Origin of the sequence: Streptomyces sp. NPDC090445 (genome assembly GCF_044769385.1) — a bacterium.
In the GTDB taxonomy this organism is placed as follows: domain Bacteria; phylum Actinomycetota; class Actinomycetes; order Streptomycetales; family Streptomycetaceae; genus Streptomyces.
This window is the reverse complement of record NZ_JBIVXV010000011.1, coordinates 141,571-159,160: the sequence shown is the minus strand read 5'-3', so window position 1 is coordinate 159,160 and position 17,590 is coordinate 141,571. Positions and strand designations below refer to the sequence as shown.

Sequence of the window (17,590 nt, the reverse complement as noted above, 5' to 3'; positions counted from 1 at the left end):
CCGCAGCATCGGCCCACAGGCTTACGCCCCGGGGCCGATGCGGTCGGCGATTCGTCCGGCGGCAAGGCCGTCCCGATCACCGCGGGCTCGCGGTCCCAGCAGGTTCGATGCACATCACCCCTCATACGCCCCGACCACCGACCACCGCCCACCGCCAGGCGCAGTCGCTGGGGGCCTCCCTGCCACAGCAGGAAGACTCCTTCAGCGATTCGTGCAGCCACGCGACTGACACACCAGGGCCCACTGTCTCTCACACCACTGTCACCAAACCGAGAGCTCGCAGACCGACACCGAGCGTCTCCGCGGAAGTACTGACCACCACGGCATCCGCCTGCCACGACCGGGAGCGGCTGCGCCTTCGACTGCCTGGACCACGCCGGAACCCCCAGCCGGCGCACCGTGGTGCAGGCCCTCGCCCTCCGCCTGGGCCTGCTGAACGTCGACTTCAAAGTCACCGAACCTGCGGAACTGGTCGCCCATCTCAACCACACCAGCGTCTACCGGCGGCGGGGCAGCAGCGAAGCGCTCCGGGCCGACGTGGTCGTCACCGGGCTCGAACGCGACTGGGGAACGCACGCAGCACTTCGGACGCCGCAGCCACGCCATCGAGCGCATCCGCGAGCGGGCCGCTGCCCGCGGTGAGACCCCGCCGCCCCTCGACCAGATCCTCGTACTCCTCGTGGACCGCCTGCTCGACGGCACAGTGCCGTCGCCGGCCGCCGATGCTTCGTGATCATGTCACCGGTCTGCGACAGCGGTGTCCTGGAACGAAGACGCCGGGATCCCCCCGGCTCGCGGTTCGCTCATAGTGATCGGACAAGCGCCGAGGAGCCTGAACCGCTTCGGCCTCGATCACAGACCACAGACCACACACCACAGACCACCAAGGGGCTCTTCCATGTCCGGCAACCGCCGCAAGGCCTTCCTCGTCTCCGCAGTCCTCATCAGCGGGGCCCTGCTGATGACGGCCTGCCAGAACTCGGACACCGGCGCCGCGCAGGACTCTTCCTCCACCGCTCCGGCCGGCAAGACGGGCACCCCGGCCGGCTCGTCGACGGCGGACAACAGCCAGGGCGGCAACAGCAAGGACACCGGCGCGACGGGCAAGGGAACCGCGGAGGGGGCCGGCTCCGGCAACGGCAACGGCAAGCCGGTCGGGCAGAAGTGCGGCGCCAACGACATCGCCTGGAGCACCAAGTCCGAAAGCCAGGCGGGCGGATACATCCTGATCACCGCGAAGGCGAAGCCCGGGATCACCTGCTACCTGCCCGCCGCACTGCCCACCGTGGCCTTCGGGTCCGACGGCACCGCGGCGGGCCCCGCGGAGCAGGCCGTCGGCCAGCAGATCAAGTTGAGCGGGAACACCGCTGCCTACGCCGGGGTGAACCCGAAGACCACCAAGGAGAACGGCGGCAAGGAACTGGAGAGCATCATCGTCGCCGTCGGCAACGACGACCCCAACCCCGTGTCCCTGCCGGTCGGCACCATCACGGTCGACCGCCCGATCGTCACCAACTGGCACACCTCCCCGAAGGACGCCGTCCCCGTCAAGTGAACGGATCCGCCCTCCGTGGCCCGCGGTTCACCAGCCCACGCCCTCGCCTCGCGCGGGCCGGTGAACCGCGGTTTCGTGGTTCCAGGCGCGTACGTCGTGCCACGGCCGCGGCGAACCCTCGAACCCCAGCTCAACCACTTCGGCGTCTCCTACGGCTCTTTCACTGGCCAGAGTGAGAACCAACAGCGCCTGACTCACAGGCAACGGCAATCCGGGACGAGCACGGAAACTCAACGACCCGCGACCACCCTCAACAGCCTCCCGGACTGCAGAGCCGCCCTCCCACGGCGACCGGCACGGCGGTGTCGTCATTGCCATGTCGGCGAGCGGATGTTGCCCACTCGGCACACGGGGTTCGCTGCGGCGTGGATTCCAGCGGGGGTTCGGGAACCTCTGCCTGCGCCTTCTCCTCTCCCTGCGCGAGGAGGGATTTCGTGACCATGACAGAAATCTCGCGAGCGGGACGGCGTGCGACGGCCGCCGCCGTACTGCTGTGCGCATGCGCCATGCTGGCAGCAGGATGCGGTACGCGGCCGGCGAACGGTGCGGCAGCGGCCGTACCGTCCGGCGTGCCGGCCACCGGGTTGTGCGAGCCGCTCGACCTCACGTCGGACGTGGCCGGCCCCGTCTACCCGCCCACCGACGAGGAAACGGGCCAGCCCCAGCCCCAGCCCCCGACGGAGCAGGAGACGGGCCCGCCGCAGCCTACGACCGAGGAACAGACCGGGCCCCCACAGCCTCCCACCGACGATCGGACGGGGGTTCCCGAGCCGCCCACGGACGGTGACGCGACGCCCGGAGCGGTCCCGTGCGGCAACGCGGGCTGGTACGACATGACCCGCGAGTTCAAGGCGTACCAGACCGGTCACCGCACCGCGGACGACCCTTCCGTCGTCGTCGGACAGGTCCGCGTCCGGAGAGTGCGCGACACTGGCGAGGCCCTCGTCGTCTTCGCCACCGACTCCGTCGGCAAGGGCCGGGGCGATGACGCCCGCGCCCTCGCTCAGGTCTTCGCCGCCTGGCGCCGGCAGGTGTACGGGGACCAGGGCACCGTGCAACTCAGAACAGCCGACGGCGGGTTCGCGGCCAACGTGGCCTGGTAGGCGGCACCCCCGGTACGTCGCCGACGGGCGCCGCAGTATCCGTTGCCGGCCCGGTTCACGACGCGGCCGGGAAGGCAGAGCCGCGTCCAGCCAGCAGTCAGGAGGAGTGTGAGCTCGCCGTCCTCGCTGTCGCCCGCTCGTTCTGGTGCGCTTGTGGTGCGCTTGTGGTGCGCTCCGGCTGCGGTCGACCTCCAGCCCTATCTCGACGCCCACGGCAACCGGGGTGCCTTGGGCGCCCTGGGCGCCGGGATCCGCGCCTACCCGCGCGTCCGCTCCACATGGCGCCCAGGGAATCCGCAGCGCCGGCGACTCTGCTGCCTTCGACGCCGCCGGACACGGGCATCGCCCGGAACCGCCATTCGGCGGGTCCCGGTGCGGTGCCCCTGACCTGACAAAGCACTGCCGGGTCCTGTCCGGGCGGTCCTCGCGGCCCGTGAAGATGGCCGGACAGGACCCAGGCCTGGGCTCCGCATGCATTTCTGCCGCTCATGACCGAAGCGATGTAGAGGTTCCGGTAATGAAAAGACGAGTCCTCCTGCGTGCCGCCGCGATAGCCGCCTCGGCCGCAGGCATCGGCGGTGCGCTGCCCAGCCAGGCCGCCCAGGCCGCCCAGGCCGCGACCGGCGTACAGCCCGGCCCGAGTCCCTACGGCGAACTCCTCGCCCCGAACGCGAACGGCCTGCGCCTGCCGGCCGGTTTCACCAGCAGGGTCGTCGCCCGCTCGGGCCAGGCCGTCGCCGGCACGGCGTACACCTGGCACGCGGCCCCCGGCTCCGGCGGCGTCGTACCCGACGGCACCGGCTGGATCTACGTGTCGCACTCCGAGGACGGCGGCGCAAGCGCGATCCGTTTCTCCTCCAACGGCACGATCACCGGCGCCCACCGCGTGGACACCGGCAGCACCGCCCCCACCGTCGGCACCGCGATGCCGGGCGGCGGCTGGCTCGTCGGTGAGCGCGTCACCGGCGGATACGGATACGAGGCCGACCCGCGCGGCGTCAAGGCGGCCGTACGCCGCCCCGAACAAGGGCGGTTCAAGCGCGGCGGACTCGCCTACGACGGCGCCGGCTCCCTCTTCATGACGGAGGATGAAGCCGACGGCGGCGTCTACCGCATGTTCAACACCACCCTCTACGCGTGGACCGCGGCCACCGGCACCGGCCAGGTCGTGCACAAGCAGGTACCGGACCCCTCGGCCGCGACCACGCCCGTCCGCCACCAGTTGCCCGACCAGATCAGGTTCAACCGGCCCGGCGGTCTGGCCGCCGCGAACTCCGTGTCCTACTACGTCCCCACCCAGGGCGACAGCCGCATCTACAGGGTCGACGCGTTCGGTCCGCTGCTCCGCGTCTACTACGACGCCGCCCAGACCGGCGGGGGACCGCTGACCAGCCCGCGGGACATGGCCTTCCCGCTCGGGAAGTCGGCGGCAGAGGAGCTGTTCGTGACGGAGGGCGCCGGCGGCAACGCCGAAGTCTGCGCCATCACCGGCAGCAACGTCATCGCACCGTTCCTGCGCCTTGAGGGCGGCACGGCCCTGGCGGGGCTGGACTTCGCCCCGGACGGCAAGCGCATGTACTTCGCGACCACCAGCGGCATCGTCCACGAAGTGTCGGGCCCGTTCCACGGCTGAGGCCGACTGCCCGAGCCATCGCCGCCATCGCCGCCATCGCCGCCATCGCCGCCATCGCCGCCAGCATGGCCCCAGGGCGGCCCGGCGGCCCGCACCACCGCGTTCGCAGGAGCGACCCGATCGCGTTGGCCGTCCCGGAGGTCCGCCGCCTCCCCACCGTCGCCCTCCAACCCACCAGCCGTGTCAGCGGCCAGGCTGTTGCACTGGTCCAACCGGCGCAGACGCCACCAGGCAACAGCCCGCCGCAGCCACGACCGACGACGGTCAACTGACGAACCCACCGCATGGATCACGAAACCGCACTGGAGTACCGGCCCGGCCGAGACCTGCATCACCCGTCTCCAACCTCCCGGGCCGGTACACCCAGCGGACCTCGTTCCCGCGGCCGTGGACGTGGACGACCGCCGGGGCGGCCGTTTCAGCTCTGCAGGACCATGTCGTCGTACGACTCCAGTTGCTTCCAGCGTTCCGCGGGCGCACGGGTGACGGGCATGAGGTCCGCGGCCGGGAGCGGGCCGAAGTTCAGGCTGGTGAGCTGGACGATGTCGCTGATCGGCACCTGGAAGGTGCGGAACGGGCCGAGCGGCGGCGGGTCGCCGGGCTTGGCGCCCGCCATCGCCCGCTCGAAGGCGCGGGTGAGGTCGGGGCTCTGGTCCAGGACGTACCCGGTGGAGGCGAGCTGTCCGCCTTGGATGAAGGCGGCGACCTTCCAGAAGCGCAGTGGCACCTGGATGCCCCGGTAGGGCGGGTCGGAGTCGTGGAGCACCGGGCCGGTCATGACGGTGAGCTTGCGGTCGAACTGGGCTGCATGGTCGAGCAGATGGTTCTCCAGCCCCAGCCACAGCTTTTTGCCCTGGTTGAAGATGTCCTGTTGCGGGGCCGCGTTGGTGAAGTGGAAGGTGTCGCTGTTCGCGCGGTTGGCTTCGGCCGTGGAGCCCCAGACCGGGTCGAGCCGGCGGACCAGGTGACCGCGGTCCAGGGGGTTGTTGCGGTAGATGTCGTTGCCGGCCTGCTGGGACTCGGGCAACCGGGGGTCGAATTCCCAGGCGTCGTCGCGGCGCACGTCCTCCAGGAGGTTCGCGCCGTCGATACAGACGGCGGTGGCAGCGGCCAGCCTGCGGTCGGGGCGGTGGACGACGGTGAAGTGCGTGTACGGCAGGACGACCGTCTCGACCGCGGGGTCGGAGGGCATCGGAAGCGGTACCACCGGTCCGAGGAACGATTCGTCGTACCCGGCGCGGTCTGACAGGGAGCCGGCGCGCGCCGCCAGGTCCGGCGGCGTCTCGATTGCGTTCATGTGATGGAAATACCGCGCAGGGGAGATCCTTCACCGTGCGGTGCGCCGGGCCACCCGAACAGCGGCCACCCCCGCGCGCATCCCGGAAGGCCCGATCGAGCGACGTTTCGTGTTCACGTCGGATCCGGTGAAGTCGCGGCAGATCAGGTCCGGGGCCTTCGCCGCGGCCGGGTCCGAGACCGTGGTGCGGTGCCTGCGACGCAGCCGCAGCCCCGCGAGCCCGATACTCCGCACCACGCGCGCGATCCGCTTGTGGTTGACGCGCTCGCCGTCCTCGCGGAGCTCGGCGGTGATGCGGAACCTCCCCCGCCGCTCGAATCGACCCGTGGCTCCGCTCTGCCCGAGCGCTCGGATCAGCTCGGGCAACGCAGGTCCGACGGGGCCTTGGAGGTCATGTACTTCTGCCAGACGGCGGGCGCGAGCTCCCGGCCGACCGAGGCGCAGGCGGAGCGGACCCAGGTGCCCGGATCGAGCCTCCACACGATGAGGGTGCCCTTGGTGCCGGGGTTGCCGATCCAGCCCGATTCGGTCGCGGTGACCAGTGCGGTCCCGTCCGCCGTCAGGGCCAGGCCGGTGGACACCCCCTTGGGGCCGGGCGGGAGCGGTATCGTCCCGAGGGCGTGTCCGGACTGGACGTCGATGAGGCGGATCGTGTCGGCGGCCGACTTCCCGGCAACGACGTTCCCGTCGGCGACGGGGCCGACCGCCAGGTCGGGTATGCCCTCCACGGTGTCGAGGTGCCGGTCCCCCGACGCCGTCCAGACGTCCAGCCGGCCGCTCTTGTGCTGGACCAGCAGGCGGTCTCCCACGAAGGCGAGGCCGACGGCATCCGGTGTCGGAAGCTGCCGCGACCGGCCCGAGGCCGTGTCGGTCACGACGACCTCGTACTCCCTGGAGGAGCTCGGGCCGAAGCGGTCGATCCAGGCCACGTGAGCGGCCTCCCGGTCGACGGCGACCTGTCCCGGCCTGAGTTGCCAGGGCAAGTCCTTGCCTCCGGAGCGGTCCGTGCGACCGGCGACCTGGCGGAGCACCTCGCCGGTCGCCGCGTCCCGGAAGCGGATCGCGCCGGCATCGTCGACCTCGGCCACCCGCCGGCCGTCCGGCAGGAACTGGAGCAGCACGGGCGGGTGTGAGCCCTCGCGCTGCGTCATGACCGCGGGCCAGGTGCCCGTCACCCGGTAGTCCTGCGCCGGCGAAACGATCTTGGCACTGCCGTCCGCGGCCTCCACGACGAGTCCGCTGCCGTCCCTCTGCCATGCTGCCGCCGCGAACCCCCAGTCCCCCATGAGCAGGTCGTCGGATGTGAAGTACCTCCGGCCGGCACCCGGCGGGTCCAGGCCCACCACCTCGATCCCCGCGGTGTTGCCGTCGAGGACCGCTGCGGAGCGGCCGTCCGGGGACAGCACGACGACCGGCGCGCGGCAGCCGTTGCAGGACACGGGGACGGTCGCCTCGATCTGCGTCGAGATCCTGGTGCGCCGGCCGGGGTCCCACAGGCTCAGCACGTCGCCCGAGACCGAGAGCAGCCGGTTCCCGTGGCCGAGGAACGCGAGCATGCCGGGACTGACCAACCCCGCCCCGGAAAGGGTCTCCGGGGCGGAGGGCCGCTGACCCCGGACGGTGATCTGTGACACGTGGATGTCGGTGCCGACGGCCTCCGCCGCCCACGTGCCGCCGCTGCTGAGCGCCAGGGCCGTCGCCGGATGACCGGCCCTGGTCTGTGCCAGGCGGGCCGGATCGTCGATGTCGGGTTCGCCGTCGGACGGCCATACGGGGAGGGTCTCGGCACCGTTGGTGTAGCTGAAGTGGCTGCCGTCCGGGGCGAGTGCGGATGCCTGGTTGTGGACGCCGAAGCCGACCGTGCTGCCGGCGGTGCGGGCGAGCGACGGGACCGAGATCCGCTCCCAGCTGCCGTATCCGCTCTCGAGGGCGACCAGGCTCGCGTCGTCGGAGAAGGCGAGGGCCGACGGCGTCAAGGCCATCGTTGCCAGGGTGAGCCGGCCTGTGTTTCCCGTGGTGCGGTCCAGTAACGACAGCGTGGCTTTGGAATCGAAGACCCCGTCGGTCGTCGCGGCGGCGACAAAGCGGCCGGAGGGGGACACGGCCACGGCTTTGGGCTTCTGCCCCTCAGGGGTTCGGGGTGCCTCGGCCGGCCGGCCGGCAGCCCAGACGGCCACCGAGGTGCCGTCGGTCGCGGCGACCGTGGTGCCGCCGGCGTCGGCCGCGACCGCCGTGACGGGGCCGGGCAGCCGGCCCAGGGTCCGGGCGGGCCCGAACGCCGCTCCCGCTCTCGTGCCCGGTCCCTTTCCTCCGCCCGTCCCTGATCCCGTTCCCGTTCCTGTTCCCGCGACGGTCCACTGTTGTACGACTCCCTGGCGGGTGCCGGCCAGTACGGTGCTCTCGTCGCCCGAGCTCGACACCGCGGAGACGGGCCCGCTCGCCTGCGCGCTGCCGGCCAAGAGCGGGGCGGCTGTGACCGCCTGGAACAGCGCGGTACGGGTGAGCGAATCGGCATGGTGCCGGTAGGCCTGTACCGCGAACAGTTCGGCCAGTCCCACGTCGCTCTCGATCAGGCTCTGCGAGACCTCGGCCAGCCGGTGCGCGGTCGTCAGCCGCTGGAGGGCGGCGGCGTCCTGGCGTGTCACGAGCACTCCGGTGGTGGTGGCGGTGACGACCAGGGCCAGGGCGACGGCCAGGCGGCCGGTCCGGAACCTGCGGGCGTGGCGGTCTGCCTGCCGCAGGTCCGCGGCGAACCGCACCTCGCCGGGTTCGGGGGCGTGGGCGATGTCGAGCCGGTTCGGCTCCGGGGCGACCAGCCGCAGCCCCTTGCGGCGTGCGGCCAGCAGCTTGGCGTCCATGTCGGTGACCCGGAGCAGGCGTTCGCCGCCGTCGAGCGCGCCGGTCACCGCGGTGCGCGGCCGCAGCCCGTAGAACACGTCCCGCAGCCGTGCCGCGCTGGGGCGCCGGGTCGGCGGCCGGCGCAGGAGCTCGCGCAGTCCCAGGGCGAACGCCGCCCCGAGGGACGGCCCCTCGATCCGGGCGAGGGGTGCGGGCTCGTCGGACAGCACCAGGCGCCACAGGACGCAGCGTCCCGTGCGCCGGGGTCCCGCCGCGTTCCACGCGTGGCCCAGCGAGACGGCGAACTGCCCGTTCGGACTGACCACCCCCGCCATCGCCCGCGGATCCGGGTACAGGCCGGCGGGCCCGGAGGGCAGTTCGCTCAGCTCCAGCACGCCGGTGGCGCCGTCCTCGCCGGGCTGCAGCCCGGCCGGGCCGGCGGAGCGGCCGAACACTACCGGCACGCTGACGGTACGGCGCCCGGGCCGGGCACCGGCCATCAGCAGCGCCGCGACGACGACCACGCCGCAGACGGCGGTGGACGTCGCGTGGTGGTGGTGGTGGTCGTCGTGCTCCCTGTCGGCGCTGCCCTCGTCGCGGGCGCCGGCGTCACGGGCGCCGGGGTGGTCCCGCCGGTCTCCGTCCTCGGCCGCGCCGTGGGCCTGCCACTCCCGCAGCTGCCCGACGACGTCCCGCAGCCCTCTCGCGACGCCCGCCGACAGCCCGTCGAGCTGCCTGCCGGACGGTTCCGCGGGGCCGGGAGCGGCCCGTGACGAGAGCAGTCGGCTGCGCTGCCACGCCCGCGCCGACGGCGTCAGCGCCTCGACGTGTGCACCGGCCGGGTCCTGCGCTGCGGCCAGGGCGCGGCCCACCAGCCACGCATGGCCGGCCGGGGTGAGGGTGTCGGCCGCCCCGCCGTCCGGTGCCGTCGCCTCGATCCAGGCGCGCAGCTCTTCGGTCCGCCGGTCGAACAGCCACGAGGGGTCCGCGCGTACGGCCTCGCTGACACACTTCCACCACAACTGCCGTTCGCCGAGCAGCTCCTGTACGAGGGCTTGCGGGCTGGCGCCGCTGCTCAGCAGGGCGTCGAGTGCCGCCCGTTCCGTGAGCGGGGCGGAGGAGGCGGTGGCCGCCGTCACGTCAGTTCCCCGTCGATGGCCCGGCGGAGGTCGTCGCCGACGTGTGCGCGGACCTGGCGCCAGGCCTCGCGGGTGGCCTCGTTGAGCGCCGCCCGGACGGATGCGGCGACGGTGTCGGCGTCCCAGTGAGGATCCGGGTCGGCCAGCGGGGCGGGGGTGCGGGCCGACCAACCCGTCGACGAGGCCTCGCCGGTGAACCCCGGGAGGTGCACGTACGAGGCCGCGGCCCCGAACCCCGCCCGCGCCACCGGCACGAGCACCACCCGCTCGGCGCCGTCCGCTCCGCTGTACTTGATCGTGGAGACGAGCGGCCACTGCCACTCGGGATCGGCGCTGCGCACGACCAGTTCCAGGCTGTACTCGGACCGGCCGGATCCGCGGCGGCGCACGAGGAAGGCGGTCGCGCCGTCGGGGGACACCGTTTCGAGTACCACCGCGTCTCCTCCGGCGGCGGTCACTCCGCCGACCGACAGCAGCGGGGGGAGGGTGAACCAGCGCGGGACCGGCCGGTCGCCGGGCCGCCCGCTCCGGGGGCCGGGCCCGAGGCGGTACGGGGTCGCCTGCGCGGCCGAAGGCACCGTACCGGCGGAGGGGCGGGGGTGGGCGGGGGGCAGGACGGTGCCGGTGAAGGACGCCCACACGCGCCGGCGCAGGGTGTACCCCTCGCGCCCGCGCTCCGCCGTCCGCGGGAGGGGGGCCGGCCGGCCGCCGGTGAACGAGTTCCAGCAGCGCCGGGCGAACGGGGCCGACCTCACGGCGTCTGCTCCCCGTGCACCGGCAGCCGGTCCGAGGGCCCCGGACCGGGCACCGTTCCGCCCGGCTCGCCGCCCTCCGCGGGGCGCGGGGCTGCCGCCACGGCTCCGGCCGCGGTGGTGGCCCGGCCGAACTGGGCGAGGAGCGCGGGTGCGGAGGCCCCCACGGTCACCGCGGCGTACACGCCGGTGACCTCGCCGTGCAGCAGCCATCCCGCCGCGGCCCCCAGGGCGAGGCGGAAGAGGGCGGCAAGGGAGTCCGCGAGCGGGTCGACGAACACGTCGAGCGCAGGCAGGGCATCACCCGTCGCGCCCGCCGCTCTGGCCGCGTGGCGGGCCTGCTGCCAGGCGTTCAGACGGCCGAAGGTGACGATGGCCTCGGCTATCAGGCCGCCACCGGCGCCGCAGGCCGTGGCCTCGATCCATGTGAGCATCAACCCGCCCGTCCGTCATCGGGCACCACCGGGCCCGTCGGATTTCCGGCAGCGATGCGCCGATGCCGGCCTTGCCCCCGCTGCCGCACGCTCATCATGCCGCCCCGCCCGGTAGCTGTCTGCGGTTTGCACGAAAGGCGATCCGATCGTGGCCCCTGCCGCTGCGAAGGCGGCAACTCGATCTTTTCCACGTTCAGTTGCGGTGAGGAGGCCGACTCTTGCGCGTCAGGCCGGACTGAGCCCGGCGGCCCGGAGCAGCAAGTCGCGTTCGTCCGGGCTGAGCGGCTCGCCGTCCGGGAGTTGGTCGTCGGCCAGCAGTCGGCGCACCCATACCGCGTCGGCTTCGAAGGCCGTTCGACACAGGGCTCGCTCGGGGTGTTCTTCTTCGGGGCCGTTGATGGCCAGATCCCGCGGGTTACCGGGGTCGACCGGCTCCGACAGGGCCGCGGCCACCAGTACGAGATCGAAGTGCTTGCCCCGATGGGGCACTTCGGGGTCGGCCGCAAGACGGAGCAGGTACGGCACGATCGCCGGCATCGCGGCGCTGATGTGCATCGGTCCTGCCATCACCAGCCGGCTCAGCGTCCGTCCCGCAACCTCGGCGGCCTCGGGGTCGACCAGGCCGTACAACAGTGCCGGGACCCCGTCCGGACAACCGGGCAGCTCCGACCAGACGACCTCCTCACACCCTGCCAGTGCGGGATGCGGGGAGGGATCCACCGCCAGGTGTGGATACGCCGCCGTCAGATCCGCGATCGCGGCCTCCACCGCCGCCCGGCTGACTGTGCACACGCCACTGCCTCCGTCCGCTCCCCCACCCGTGGCCGTTGAGCCCGGCCACACGACCGCGCACGCACGTGTCCGGGGCGGGTTACGGGCCACTTTGCGCATGATCATGCCATGTTCCCCGGGTCCGGGATATGCGCTGCGTCCGCAAGACCCCGTCGGCGCCCCGGCCCGCAGCGCGCTCAGGCGTGGTGCCGGCCCACGGATGTTATCGGCGCTGGTCGCGGCCCTCTGCGGAATCATCGGTGCCATCGCGCTCGGTACGACCCCGGCAGCAGCGGCCGATCAGCGACACCCGGTCTACGCCATCGCCCACCGCGTCGACACCCTGGGCGGCGTGGACGCCGCGCTCAAACGGGTTCTACGAGTACCACGGGACCGTGACGCCGGACAGCTCGCGGCCACACTGTCCTGGACGACCACCTACAACGATCCGCGGTACGTCGACAAGCTGCTCGGCGACGGCCGTGTGGACGGCATCATCGCGGGCTACGGGGCCTTCACCAGGAGTGCGCGAGTACGACAGCAGCTGGCAGTGCGCCAACGCCATCAGCCTCGTCCGCGACTGGGTGAACCGGCACGGCGGCACCCATCGCATGGCCGCCCCCGGGGACCGTCTGTTCAGGTTGAAGACGGGCAACGCCGAACGCACCGGTGCGCGTTGCGTGCACCGGGTGACGTACACCGGGTGCGATCGGCGCGGGACGCGCTCCTCCCTTGGCCGCGTCCCCTCCGGGGTGCCGGAAGCCGGGCGGGGACCGGTCTCAGTCGGCGGCGGAGCCCGGGTCGTCGAGTTCGTGCAGCCCTGCCGGGTCCTCGTCGGTCAGCACCTCCCCGGTCGCGGTGACGAACCGCTGGGCGTGGCCCCGGTGGACGCACAGGAGTTGGTCGCGGGTGCCGGTCCGGCTCCGGTGCACGGCCAGCGCCGGACCGTACTTGCTGCTGTGCCCCGGCATCTCGGTGTCCGTGCTCCATGCGGCGCCGTCGAAGGCGGACCACCACAGCTGCTGGCGGGTGGGGTCGCGGTGGACGCACATCAGCTTGCCGTCGAAGACGGCGAGGCCGATGTTGCTCCGGGTGCGGTGTCCGGGCAGGGCACCCTCGGAGGTCCAGGTGGTGCCGCGCAGCCGGCTCCAGTGGATCGCCCCGTCCTTGGGGTTGCCGTGCAGCAGGTGCAGGGCGCCGTCGTACACCGCGAGCGCCGGGGACCTCGTGGTGGCGCAGCCGGGGACGGGTTCGGGGGCCGTCCAGCTGCGGCCGTCCCGGCTGGAGGTGACCATGATCCGTTGGGCGGCGTCGGCGTAGGCGAGGTGGAGTGCGTCGTGGAAGACGGCCAGCGCCGGGCCGTAGACGCTCTCGGCGTTCGGGACCGGCCGGTCCGGCCTCCAGGTGCCACCGTCGTACGAGGTCAGCGCGATGCTCCAGTCGCCCGAGCCGCCGCGGTGCGCGCAGTACAGGCTGTCCTGGAACACGGCCAGGGCCGGGCTGCCCAGGGTGTGGTGGGCGGGGAACGGCTGGTCCTCGGACCGGCTGCCGTCCGCGCGGAGCGCGGTCCACCACAGGTCGGGGTCGTCGCCCCGGCCCTGGTAGACGCAGTACAGGTCGTCGTGGAAGACGGCCAGGGCAGGGGTTTCGGAGGCGTGGCGGGCCGTGAACGGCAGGTCGGACCCCCAGCCGGCGCCCGCTTCGAACACGCTGAACCACAGGCCGGTCTCGCGCGGCGGCGCGTCGAGGGCCATGGGGGCGAGGAGGGTGGGCGCGGCCCACGGCGAGAGCAGCTCGCACCCGGCGCCCCGGGCGGCCGACCGGATCTGTTCGGCGTGTCCGGCAAGCTCCGCTCCGACGGCTTCGGCCATGGCCTCGGGCAGGGATCCGGCGAGCACCTCCGACACCAGGCTGCGGAAGCCGCCGGCGGGCCCGGTGCCGGCCGAGGGGGCGAGGCGTTCAGCGGCCGCCTGGTCGAGGCGGAGGGCGAAGCCCCATCCCAGCAGACGGACAGAGACGGCCGCGCCCTCCGCGGCCAGCTCCTCGCCCGCCCGTACCGCGCACTCCACGGCTTTGGCTGACGGGGTATCGGGGCCGGGCTCCGGTGCCGTGCTGCTCGCCCGCCCGGGGGCGGTGCTTTCGATCGCCATGCTGTCTTCCTGCCTGCAGGGCCGCGGGCCGGACAGCCCGGCCTCCGCGCGCGGCGCGCGGCGCGCGGGCGAGCTGTCCGGGCCTGCGGACATGGACGTTTGCGGCCCGGTCCCGGCAGGTGTGCGCCGGGCTGCGGGCTCCCGCTCCCCCACGATTCACGGGGAGCGCCATTGCGGACAAGCAGCCGTTCGGCCGCCTGCGGTCGGCGAACGCGCCACTGGGTCGGGGGCGCGCGGGTCCGCGGATCGGTGACGGCCGGGTGGCAGTCCGGGCACGTCGACGGCGGGCACGGGTGCCGGCCTCAAGGAAGATCGGCCCGAACGGGTGGCAGGGGTGGCCGCGCGTCGTGCGGCAGCGGGAGGATCCGGTCGCCCACCCGGATCGTCCCGCCGCGGACCACCTCGGCCCGCAGCCCGCCGCGGTGCAGCAGGCCGCGGATCAGGCCGGGGCGGACCAGTTGTTCGAGGCGGGTGCAGGGCTCGCCGAGTTTGAGTCCGCGCAGTGTCACCGTGCCGATCCGGAAGTCCCGGTCCACCAGTGGGTTGAGCCGGATGTCCCGGCAGACGAGGTTGCGGCGGCATTCGGCGGGGGTGAGCGTGATGCCGTGTTCGCGAGCCAGGGCTTCGAGGGCCTCCGCCTCGATGAGGGTGACGTCGCAGACCCCCGATGCCCGGCCGGTCCCCCGGCGCCGGGGCCGGGGACCCTCGCCCGCCCAGTAGTTGCGGTCCCCCACCAGGCCGCGGCCGGTCACCGCTCGGGCCTGCGCGACGCCGAAGGTGGGCCCGCCGGTGCGCGCGGCGAGGTGCAGGGAGGTGACCCGGCCGGGTCCGGGCGGCGGCGGAGCCTGCGCCATGGGCTGCTCACCCCTTCAGGAAGTGGTCCGTGAGGGAGCGCAGCGTACGGAACTGGTTCACGTCGATCTGGTCGAGCTGCAGTTCCCGGCCGATCAGGTCCTCCAGCAGCAGGATGAACTCCATGAAGCCGAGCGAGTCGATCAGCCGGTTCTCGATCAGGTCGAGGTCCTCCGGGATCTCCTCGACGGTGGGGTTGCGTTCACGCAGCCAGTCCACGACCGGTTTGATGGCGTCGTCCATGGTCACCTCTCCTGGATCCCGTGCAGTCCTTCGGTCCTGCTCGTGCGCGCGGTGGTGGCGTCCGGGGGGCTTGGGCCGGTGCGCCGCGCGCTCTCGTACTCCCGGCGGACCCGGGCGACGGTCGCGGCGGCCGGGTGCAGGGCGGTGACGCGGGTGCAGGACCTGCCGCAGTACAGGGCCATCTCCTCGATGCGGCCGGTGGTGCCGTCGCCCGGGGCCGCCGCGCTGTAGCGGGGTACCGGGTACTCCCGCCCGTCCACCCGGGTGGTGGCGATGAAGGTGGCCGGGGCGCGGTCCGCGGTGTCGGTGAGGGGGTTGCGCAGGACGCGGTGCAGGCGGTGCGGCCAGCCGATGTCGAACAGGGAGGTGACGAGGGTGTCCTCGGCGACGGCTTCGACCACCCATCGTTTGAACTCCGGGTGCGCGGTGGATTCTGCGGCCGGAACGAACAGGGTTCCGGCCATGGCCCCGTCCGCGCCGCGGGCCACGGCGTCCGCGAGGTCCCTCCCCGTCGCGATCCCGCCGGCGACGGCCAGGACGGCGTGCGGGTAGCGGGACCGGACGCCGGACAGCAGGGTGTCCACGGGCAGCCGGCCGAGCAGGTGGCCGCCGGCTTCGGTGCCCTGGAGGACCAGGACGGCCGCGCCCAGTCCGAGGGCGGTGTCGGCGTCCTCGGGGGTGCCGACCTGGACCACCAGCGGGTGTCCGGCGCCCAGCACGGCGCGGGCCGCGTCGGCGTCGGGCAGCCCGAAGGTGGTGACGAAGCCGCCCCGGGGCAGTTCGGGCAGGACGGCCCGGAGCTGGTTCAGGCACGCGGCCGGGCCGGTGACCTCGGGAACCACGTTCACCCCGAACGGGCGGGAGGTGGCGGCCGCCACCTCCCGGACCAGCCGGGCGGCCCGCGCGGGCGGTTCCTTGAACAGCGCGAGGGTGCCGCCCGCCCCGGCCCGGGACACCTCGGCACACAGCGCGGGCCCGGCCACTGCACCCATTCCTGCCTGGAGCAGTGGCAGTTCGAGGCCCAGCCGGGCGGCCAGCCGGGTCACGCGCCCTCCCCGGCCTGCCGTACCGCGCGGTGCGCAGCGGCCAGGTCCCCCTCGAAGCGGTCGCCGAGGGCGTGCACCCAGCGCTCCAGGCCGAAGGCCACGCAGCCGGTGAAGGCCGGGCGGCCCGCGTGGCGGATGCTGCGGCGTTCGCCGAAGAAGTTGCGGTGGTTGTTGGTGGAGGCGACGGCGGTGCCGTCGGTGTGCAGGTACTCGTCCTTGACCGGGGCGAGCAGTTGCATGACGGTGCGGGCGCCGTCCTTCTCGTAGAAGGGGTCGGTGGCGGGCTGCCGGTCCAGGGTGAGGCCGAGGGCCGCGCCGAAGGCGGTGATCCGCTGCCGGTGCCGGTCGAGGTGGGCCCGTACGGCTTCGGCGGAGCCGACGCACACGATCTCCCGCATGGTGAACCCCCAGAGCCTGCGGAGCCCGTCGTGGTGGTCCTCGTTACGGAAGCACCGGGCGGCGGTGCTGATCAGGACCGGGGTGTCGGCGCTGCTGCCGGTGAGGTGCAGGAAGCATCCGTAGCAGGCCGCGGAGGGCAGCAGGTGGGTGGCGTCGGCCAGGTCGGCGGCGGGCAGCGCGGTGGCTCCGGGCGGGTCCGCGGCGAGGGAGGCCAGTCGGTCGGGGCGGATCCGGGTGACCGGGCTGCCCAGGTGCGGGAAGTTGCGGAAGTAGTCGAAGGTGCGCAGGTCCTCGGCCCTGAGCAGGGGCGGGTAGCTCTGCTGCCGGGCTCCGGCCTCGGCGCCCCAGCGGGTGAACACCGCGTCGAGTGCGTCCATCAGCAGGACGGCGGGTTCGTCGAGGGTGGCCAGTCCGTCCCGGACCGACCAGGCGGCCGCGGTGTCCCCCGTGGCCGTGGGGTCAGTGACGGGCATCGAACACCCCGATCCGGTGGAGGAAGCCGGTGGTCTTGTGCAGGACCTTGGCGTGGGCGGCCTGCCGGGCGGGGTGGGCGAGCAGGCGCCGGCGCAGGGCGAAGCCGTCCGCGAGGCCCGCGTCCCGGTAGACGGCCGGGTTGTAGAGGGACTCCATGCTGGTGGTGAGGTAGCGATCGAGGTAGCTGCGCAGTTCGAGCCGGGCCGCTTCGTCCAGGCCGCTGTCGAGGAGCCGCTCCCACAGCAGTTGCACCAGGCGGCGGCCGAAGGCGATGTGGCGGGACTCGTCCTGGTGGTGCAGCCGGTTGATGTGCCGGATGGTCGGGTGCAGGCGGCTGTCGGCGGCCAGGTGGACGTTGTAGTGGTCCACGATCTGCTCGAAGATCAGGATCCGGGCGAACACCAGGAAGTTCTCGATGTCCGGGTCGCGCGGAGCCTCGGGCAGCTTGACCGACTTGTCGGGGTAGATCTTGCCGGCGTACTTGAGGCAGAAGGTCGCGAAGAACCACATGTGGTCGTTCTCCTCACCGATGAAGTGGTGGAAGAACTCGGAGGGAAGCTCGAAGCCGGGCGTGTGGATGCGCCGGGTGACCTCGATGAGCAGTTCGCGTATGCCGTGCACGTTGAGGCTGTAGAAGTTGACGCTCTCCCACCGGCTCAGGGCCTGGATCCGGGCCGGGCTCATTTCGTCGATCAGCTCGGTGCCGTGGACGGAGAGCAGTTCGGGGGACATCCAGAGTCCGTCGGTGGGGATCGCGGGCGGCCAGTCGAAGGTGGTGAACGGGTTGTAGTAGTCCGCGGTGGCCTTGTCGGAGAGCCGGTCGAGCAGGGCCCGGAACTCGGTGTCGTCCGCTGTCGCGGTGCCGGCCGGCCTGGTGGGCCGGGTGTTCTGGGGGCGCATGGTC

The 17,590-nt window shown here is 73.0% G+C and carries 16 protein-coding genes; 4 read left to right on the top strand and 12 right to left on the bottom strand.

Annotated features, from left to right (window positions below):
- The first annotated feature begins 399 nt into the window (after window positions 1-399).
- The 4 genes from ACIQUT_RS22260 (at window position 400) to ACIQUT_RS22245 (ending at window position 4,291) form a co-directional block, all read left to right on the top strand.
- Window positions 400-642 carry a hypothetical protein gene (locus ACIQUT_RS22260; protein WP_403564961.1) on the top strand — a complete coding sequence of 81 codons (243 nt, stop codon included), beginning with the start codon at window positions 400-402 and terminating at the stop codon, window positions 640-642.
- A gap of 256 nt (window positions 643-898) precedes the next feature.
- Window positions 899-1,555, top strand: a complete 657-nt coding sequence (locus tag ACIQUT_RS22255) for a hypothetical protein (protein ID WP_403564959.1) — start codon at window positions 899-901, stop codon at window positions 1,553-1,555.
- 434 nt (window positions 1,556-1,989) lie between these two features.
- Window positions 1,990-2,658 carry a hypothetical protein gene (locus ACIQUT_RS22250; RefSeq protein WP_403564957.1) on the top strand — a complete coding sequence of 223 codons (669 nt, stop codon included), beginning with the start codon at window positions 1,990-1,992 and terminating at the stop codon, window positions 2,656-2,658.
- Window positions 2,659-3,175: 517 nt separating this feature from the next.
- The gene (locus ACIQUT_RS22245; protein ID WP_403564956.1) at window positions 3,176-4,291 is read left to right on the top strand and encodes a translocation protein TolB; all 1,116 of its coding nucleotides are present in this window, start codon (window positions 3,176-3,178) and stop codon (window positions 4,289-4,291) included.
- A gap of 418 nt (window positions 4,292-4,709) precedes the next feature.
- On the opposite strand, the gene ACIQUT_RS22240 is transcribed toward ACIQUT_RS22245, so the two are convergent.
- The 12 genes from ACIQUT_RS22240 to ACIQUT_RS22185 form a co-directional block, all read right to left on the bottom strand.
- Window positions 4,710-5,588 (bottom strand): DNA/RNA non-specific endonuclease, encoded by an 879-nt coding sequence (locus ACIQUT_RS22240; protein ID WP_403564954.1) that lies wholly within the window; start codon window positions 5,586-5,588, stop codon window positions 4,710-4,712.
- Between the two features lie 30 nt (window positions 5,589-5,618).
- The gene (locus tag ACIQUT_RS22235) at window positions 5,619-5,954 is read right to left on the bottom strand and encodes an IS3 family transposase (protein WP_403564952.1); all 336 of its coding nucleotides are present in this window, start codon (window positions 5,952-5,954) and stop codon (window positions 5,619-5,621) included.
- Entirely contained in the window at window positions 5,942-9,565 is a 3,624-nt protein-coding gene (locus tag ACIQUT_RS22230; protein ID WP_403564950.1) for a hypothetical protein, read from the bottom strand. The genes ACIQUT_RS22235 and ACIQUT_RS22230 overlap by 13 nt, the downstream gene beginning before the upstream one ends.
- Window positions 9,562-10,320 (bottom strand): hypothetical protein, encoded by a 759-nt coding sequence (locus ACIQUT_RS22225; RefSeq protein ID WP_403564948.1) that lies wholly within the window; start codon window positions 10,318-10,320, stop codon window positions 9,562-9,564. The genes ACIQUT_RS22230 and ACIQUT_RS22225 overlap by 4 nt, the downstream gene beginning before the upstream one ends.
- On the bottom strand, window positions 10,317-10,751 hold the full coding sequence (locus tag ACIQUT_RS22220) for a hypothetical protein (protein ID WP_403564946.1): 435 nt from the start codon (window positions 10,749-10,751) through the stop codon (window positions 10,317-10,319). Before ACIQUT_RS22220 ends, ACIQUT_RS22225 begins: the two co-directional genes overlap by 4 nt.
- A 225-nt stretch (window positions 10,752-10,976) precedes the next feature.
- Complete coding sequence (locus tag ACIQUT_RS22215; RefSeq protein WP_403564945.1) at window positions 10,977-11,543, bottom strand: hypothetical protein; 567 nt, start codon at window positions 11,541-11,543, stop codon at window positions 10,977-10,979.
- Window positions 11,544-12,301: 758 nt separating this feature from the next.
- On the bottom strand, window positions 12,302-13,672 hold the full coding sequence (locus tag ACIQUT_RS22210; RefSeq protein ID WP_403564944.1) for a hypothetical protein: 1,371 nt from the start codon (window positions 13,670-13,672) through the stop codon (window positions 12,302-12,304).
- A gap of 302 nt (window positions 13,673-13,974) precedes the next feature.
- Window positions 13,975-14,526: an MOSC domain-containing protein gene (locus ACIQUT_RS22205; RefSeq protein ID WP_403564942.1), complete on the bottom strand. Its 552-nt coding sequence runs from the start codon at window positions 14,524-14,526 to the stop codon at window positions 13,975-13,977.
- 7 nt (window positions 14,527-14,533) lie between these two features.
- Window positions 14,534-14,767: an acyl carrier protein gene (locus ACIQUT_RS22200; RefSeq protein ID WP_403564940.1), complete on the bottom strand. Its 234-nt coding sequence runs from the start codon at window positions 14,765-14,767 to the stop codon at window positions 14,534-14,536.
- A 2-nt stretch (window positions 14,768-14,769) separates the two neighbouring features.
- The gene (locus ACIQUT_RS22195) at window positions 14,770-15,813 is read right to left on the bottom strand and encodes an NAD(P)H-dependent flavin oxidoreductase (protein WP_403564939.1); all 1,044 of its coding nucleotides are present in this window, start codon (window positions 15,811-15,813) and stop codon (window positions 14,770-14,772) included.
- The gene (locus ACIQUT_RS22190) at window positions 15,810-16,685 is read right to left on the bottom strand and encodes a hypothetical protein (RefSeq protein ID WP_403564937.1); all 876 of its coding nucleotides are present in this window, start codon (window positions 16,683-16,685) and stop codon (window positions 15,810-15,812) included. Before ACIQUT_RS22190 ends, ACIQUT_RS22195 begins: the two co-directional genes overlap by 4 nt.
- Window positions 16,672-17,586 carry a diiron oxygenase gene (locus ACIQUT_RS22185; RefSeq protein WP_403564936.1) on the bottom strand — a complete coding sequence of 305 codons (915 nt, stop codon included), beginning with the start codon at window positions 17,584-17,586 and terminating at the stop codon, window positions 16,672-16,674. Before ACIQUT_RS22185 ends, ACIQUT_RS22190 begins: the two co-directional genes overlap by 14 nt.
- Between the last annotated feature and the right edge of the window lie 4 nt (window positions 17,587-17,590).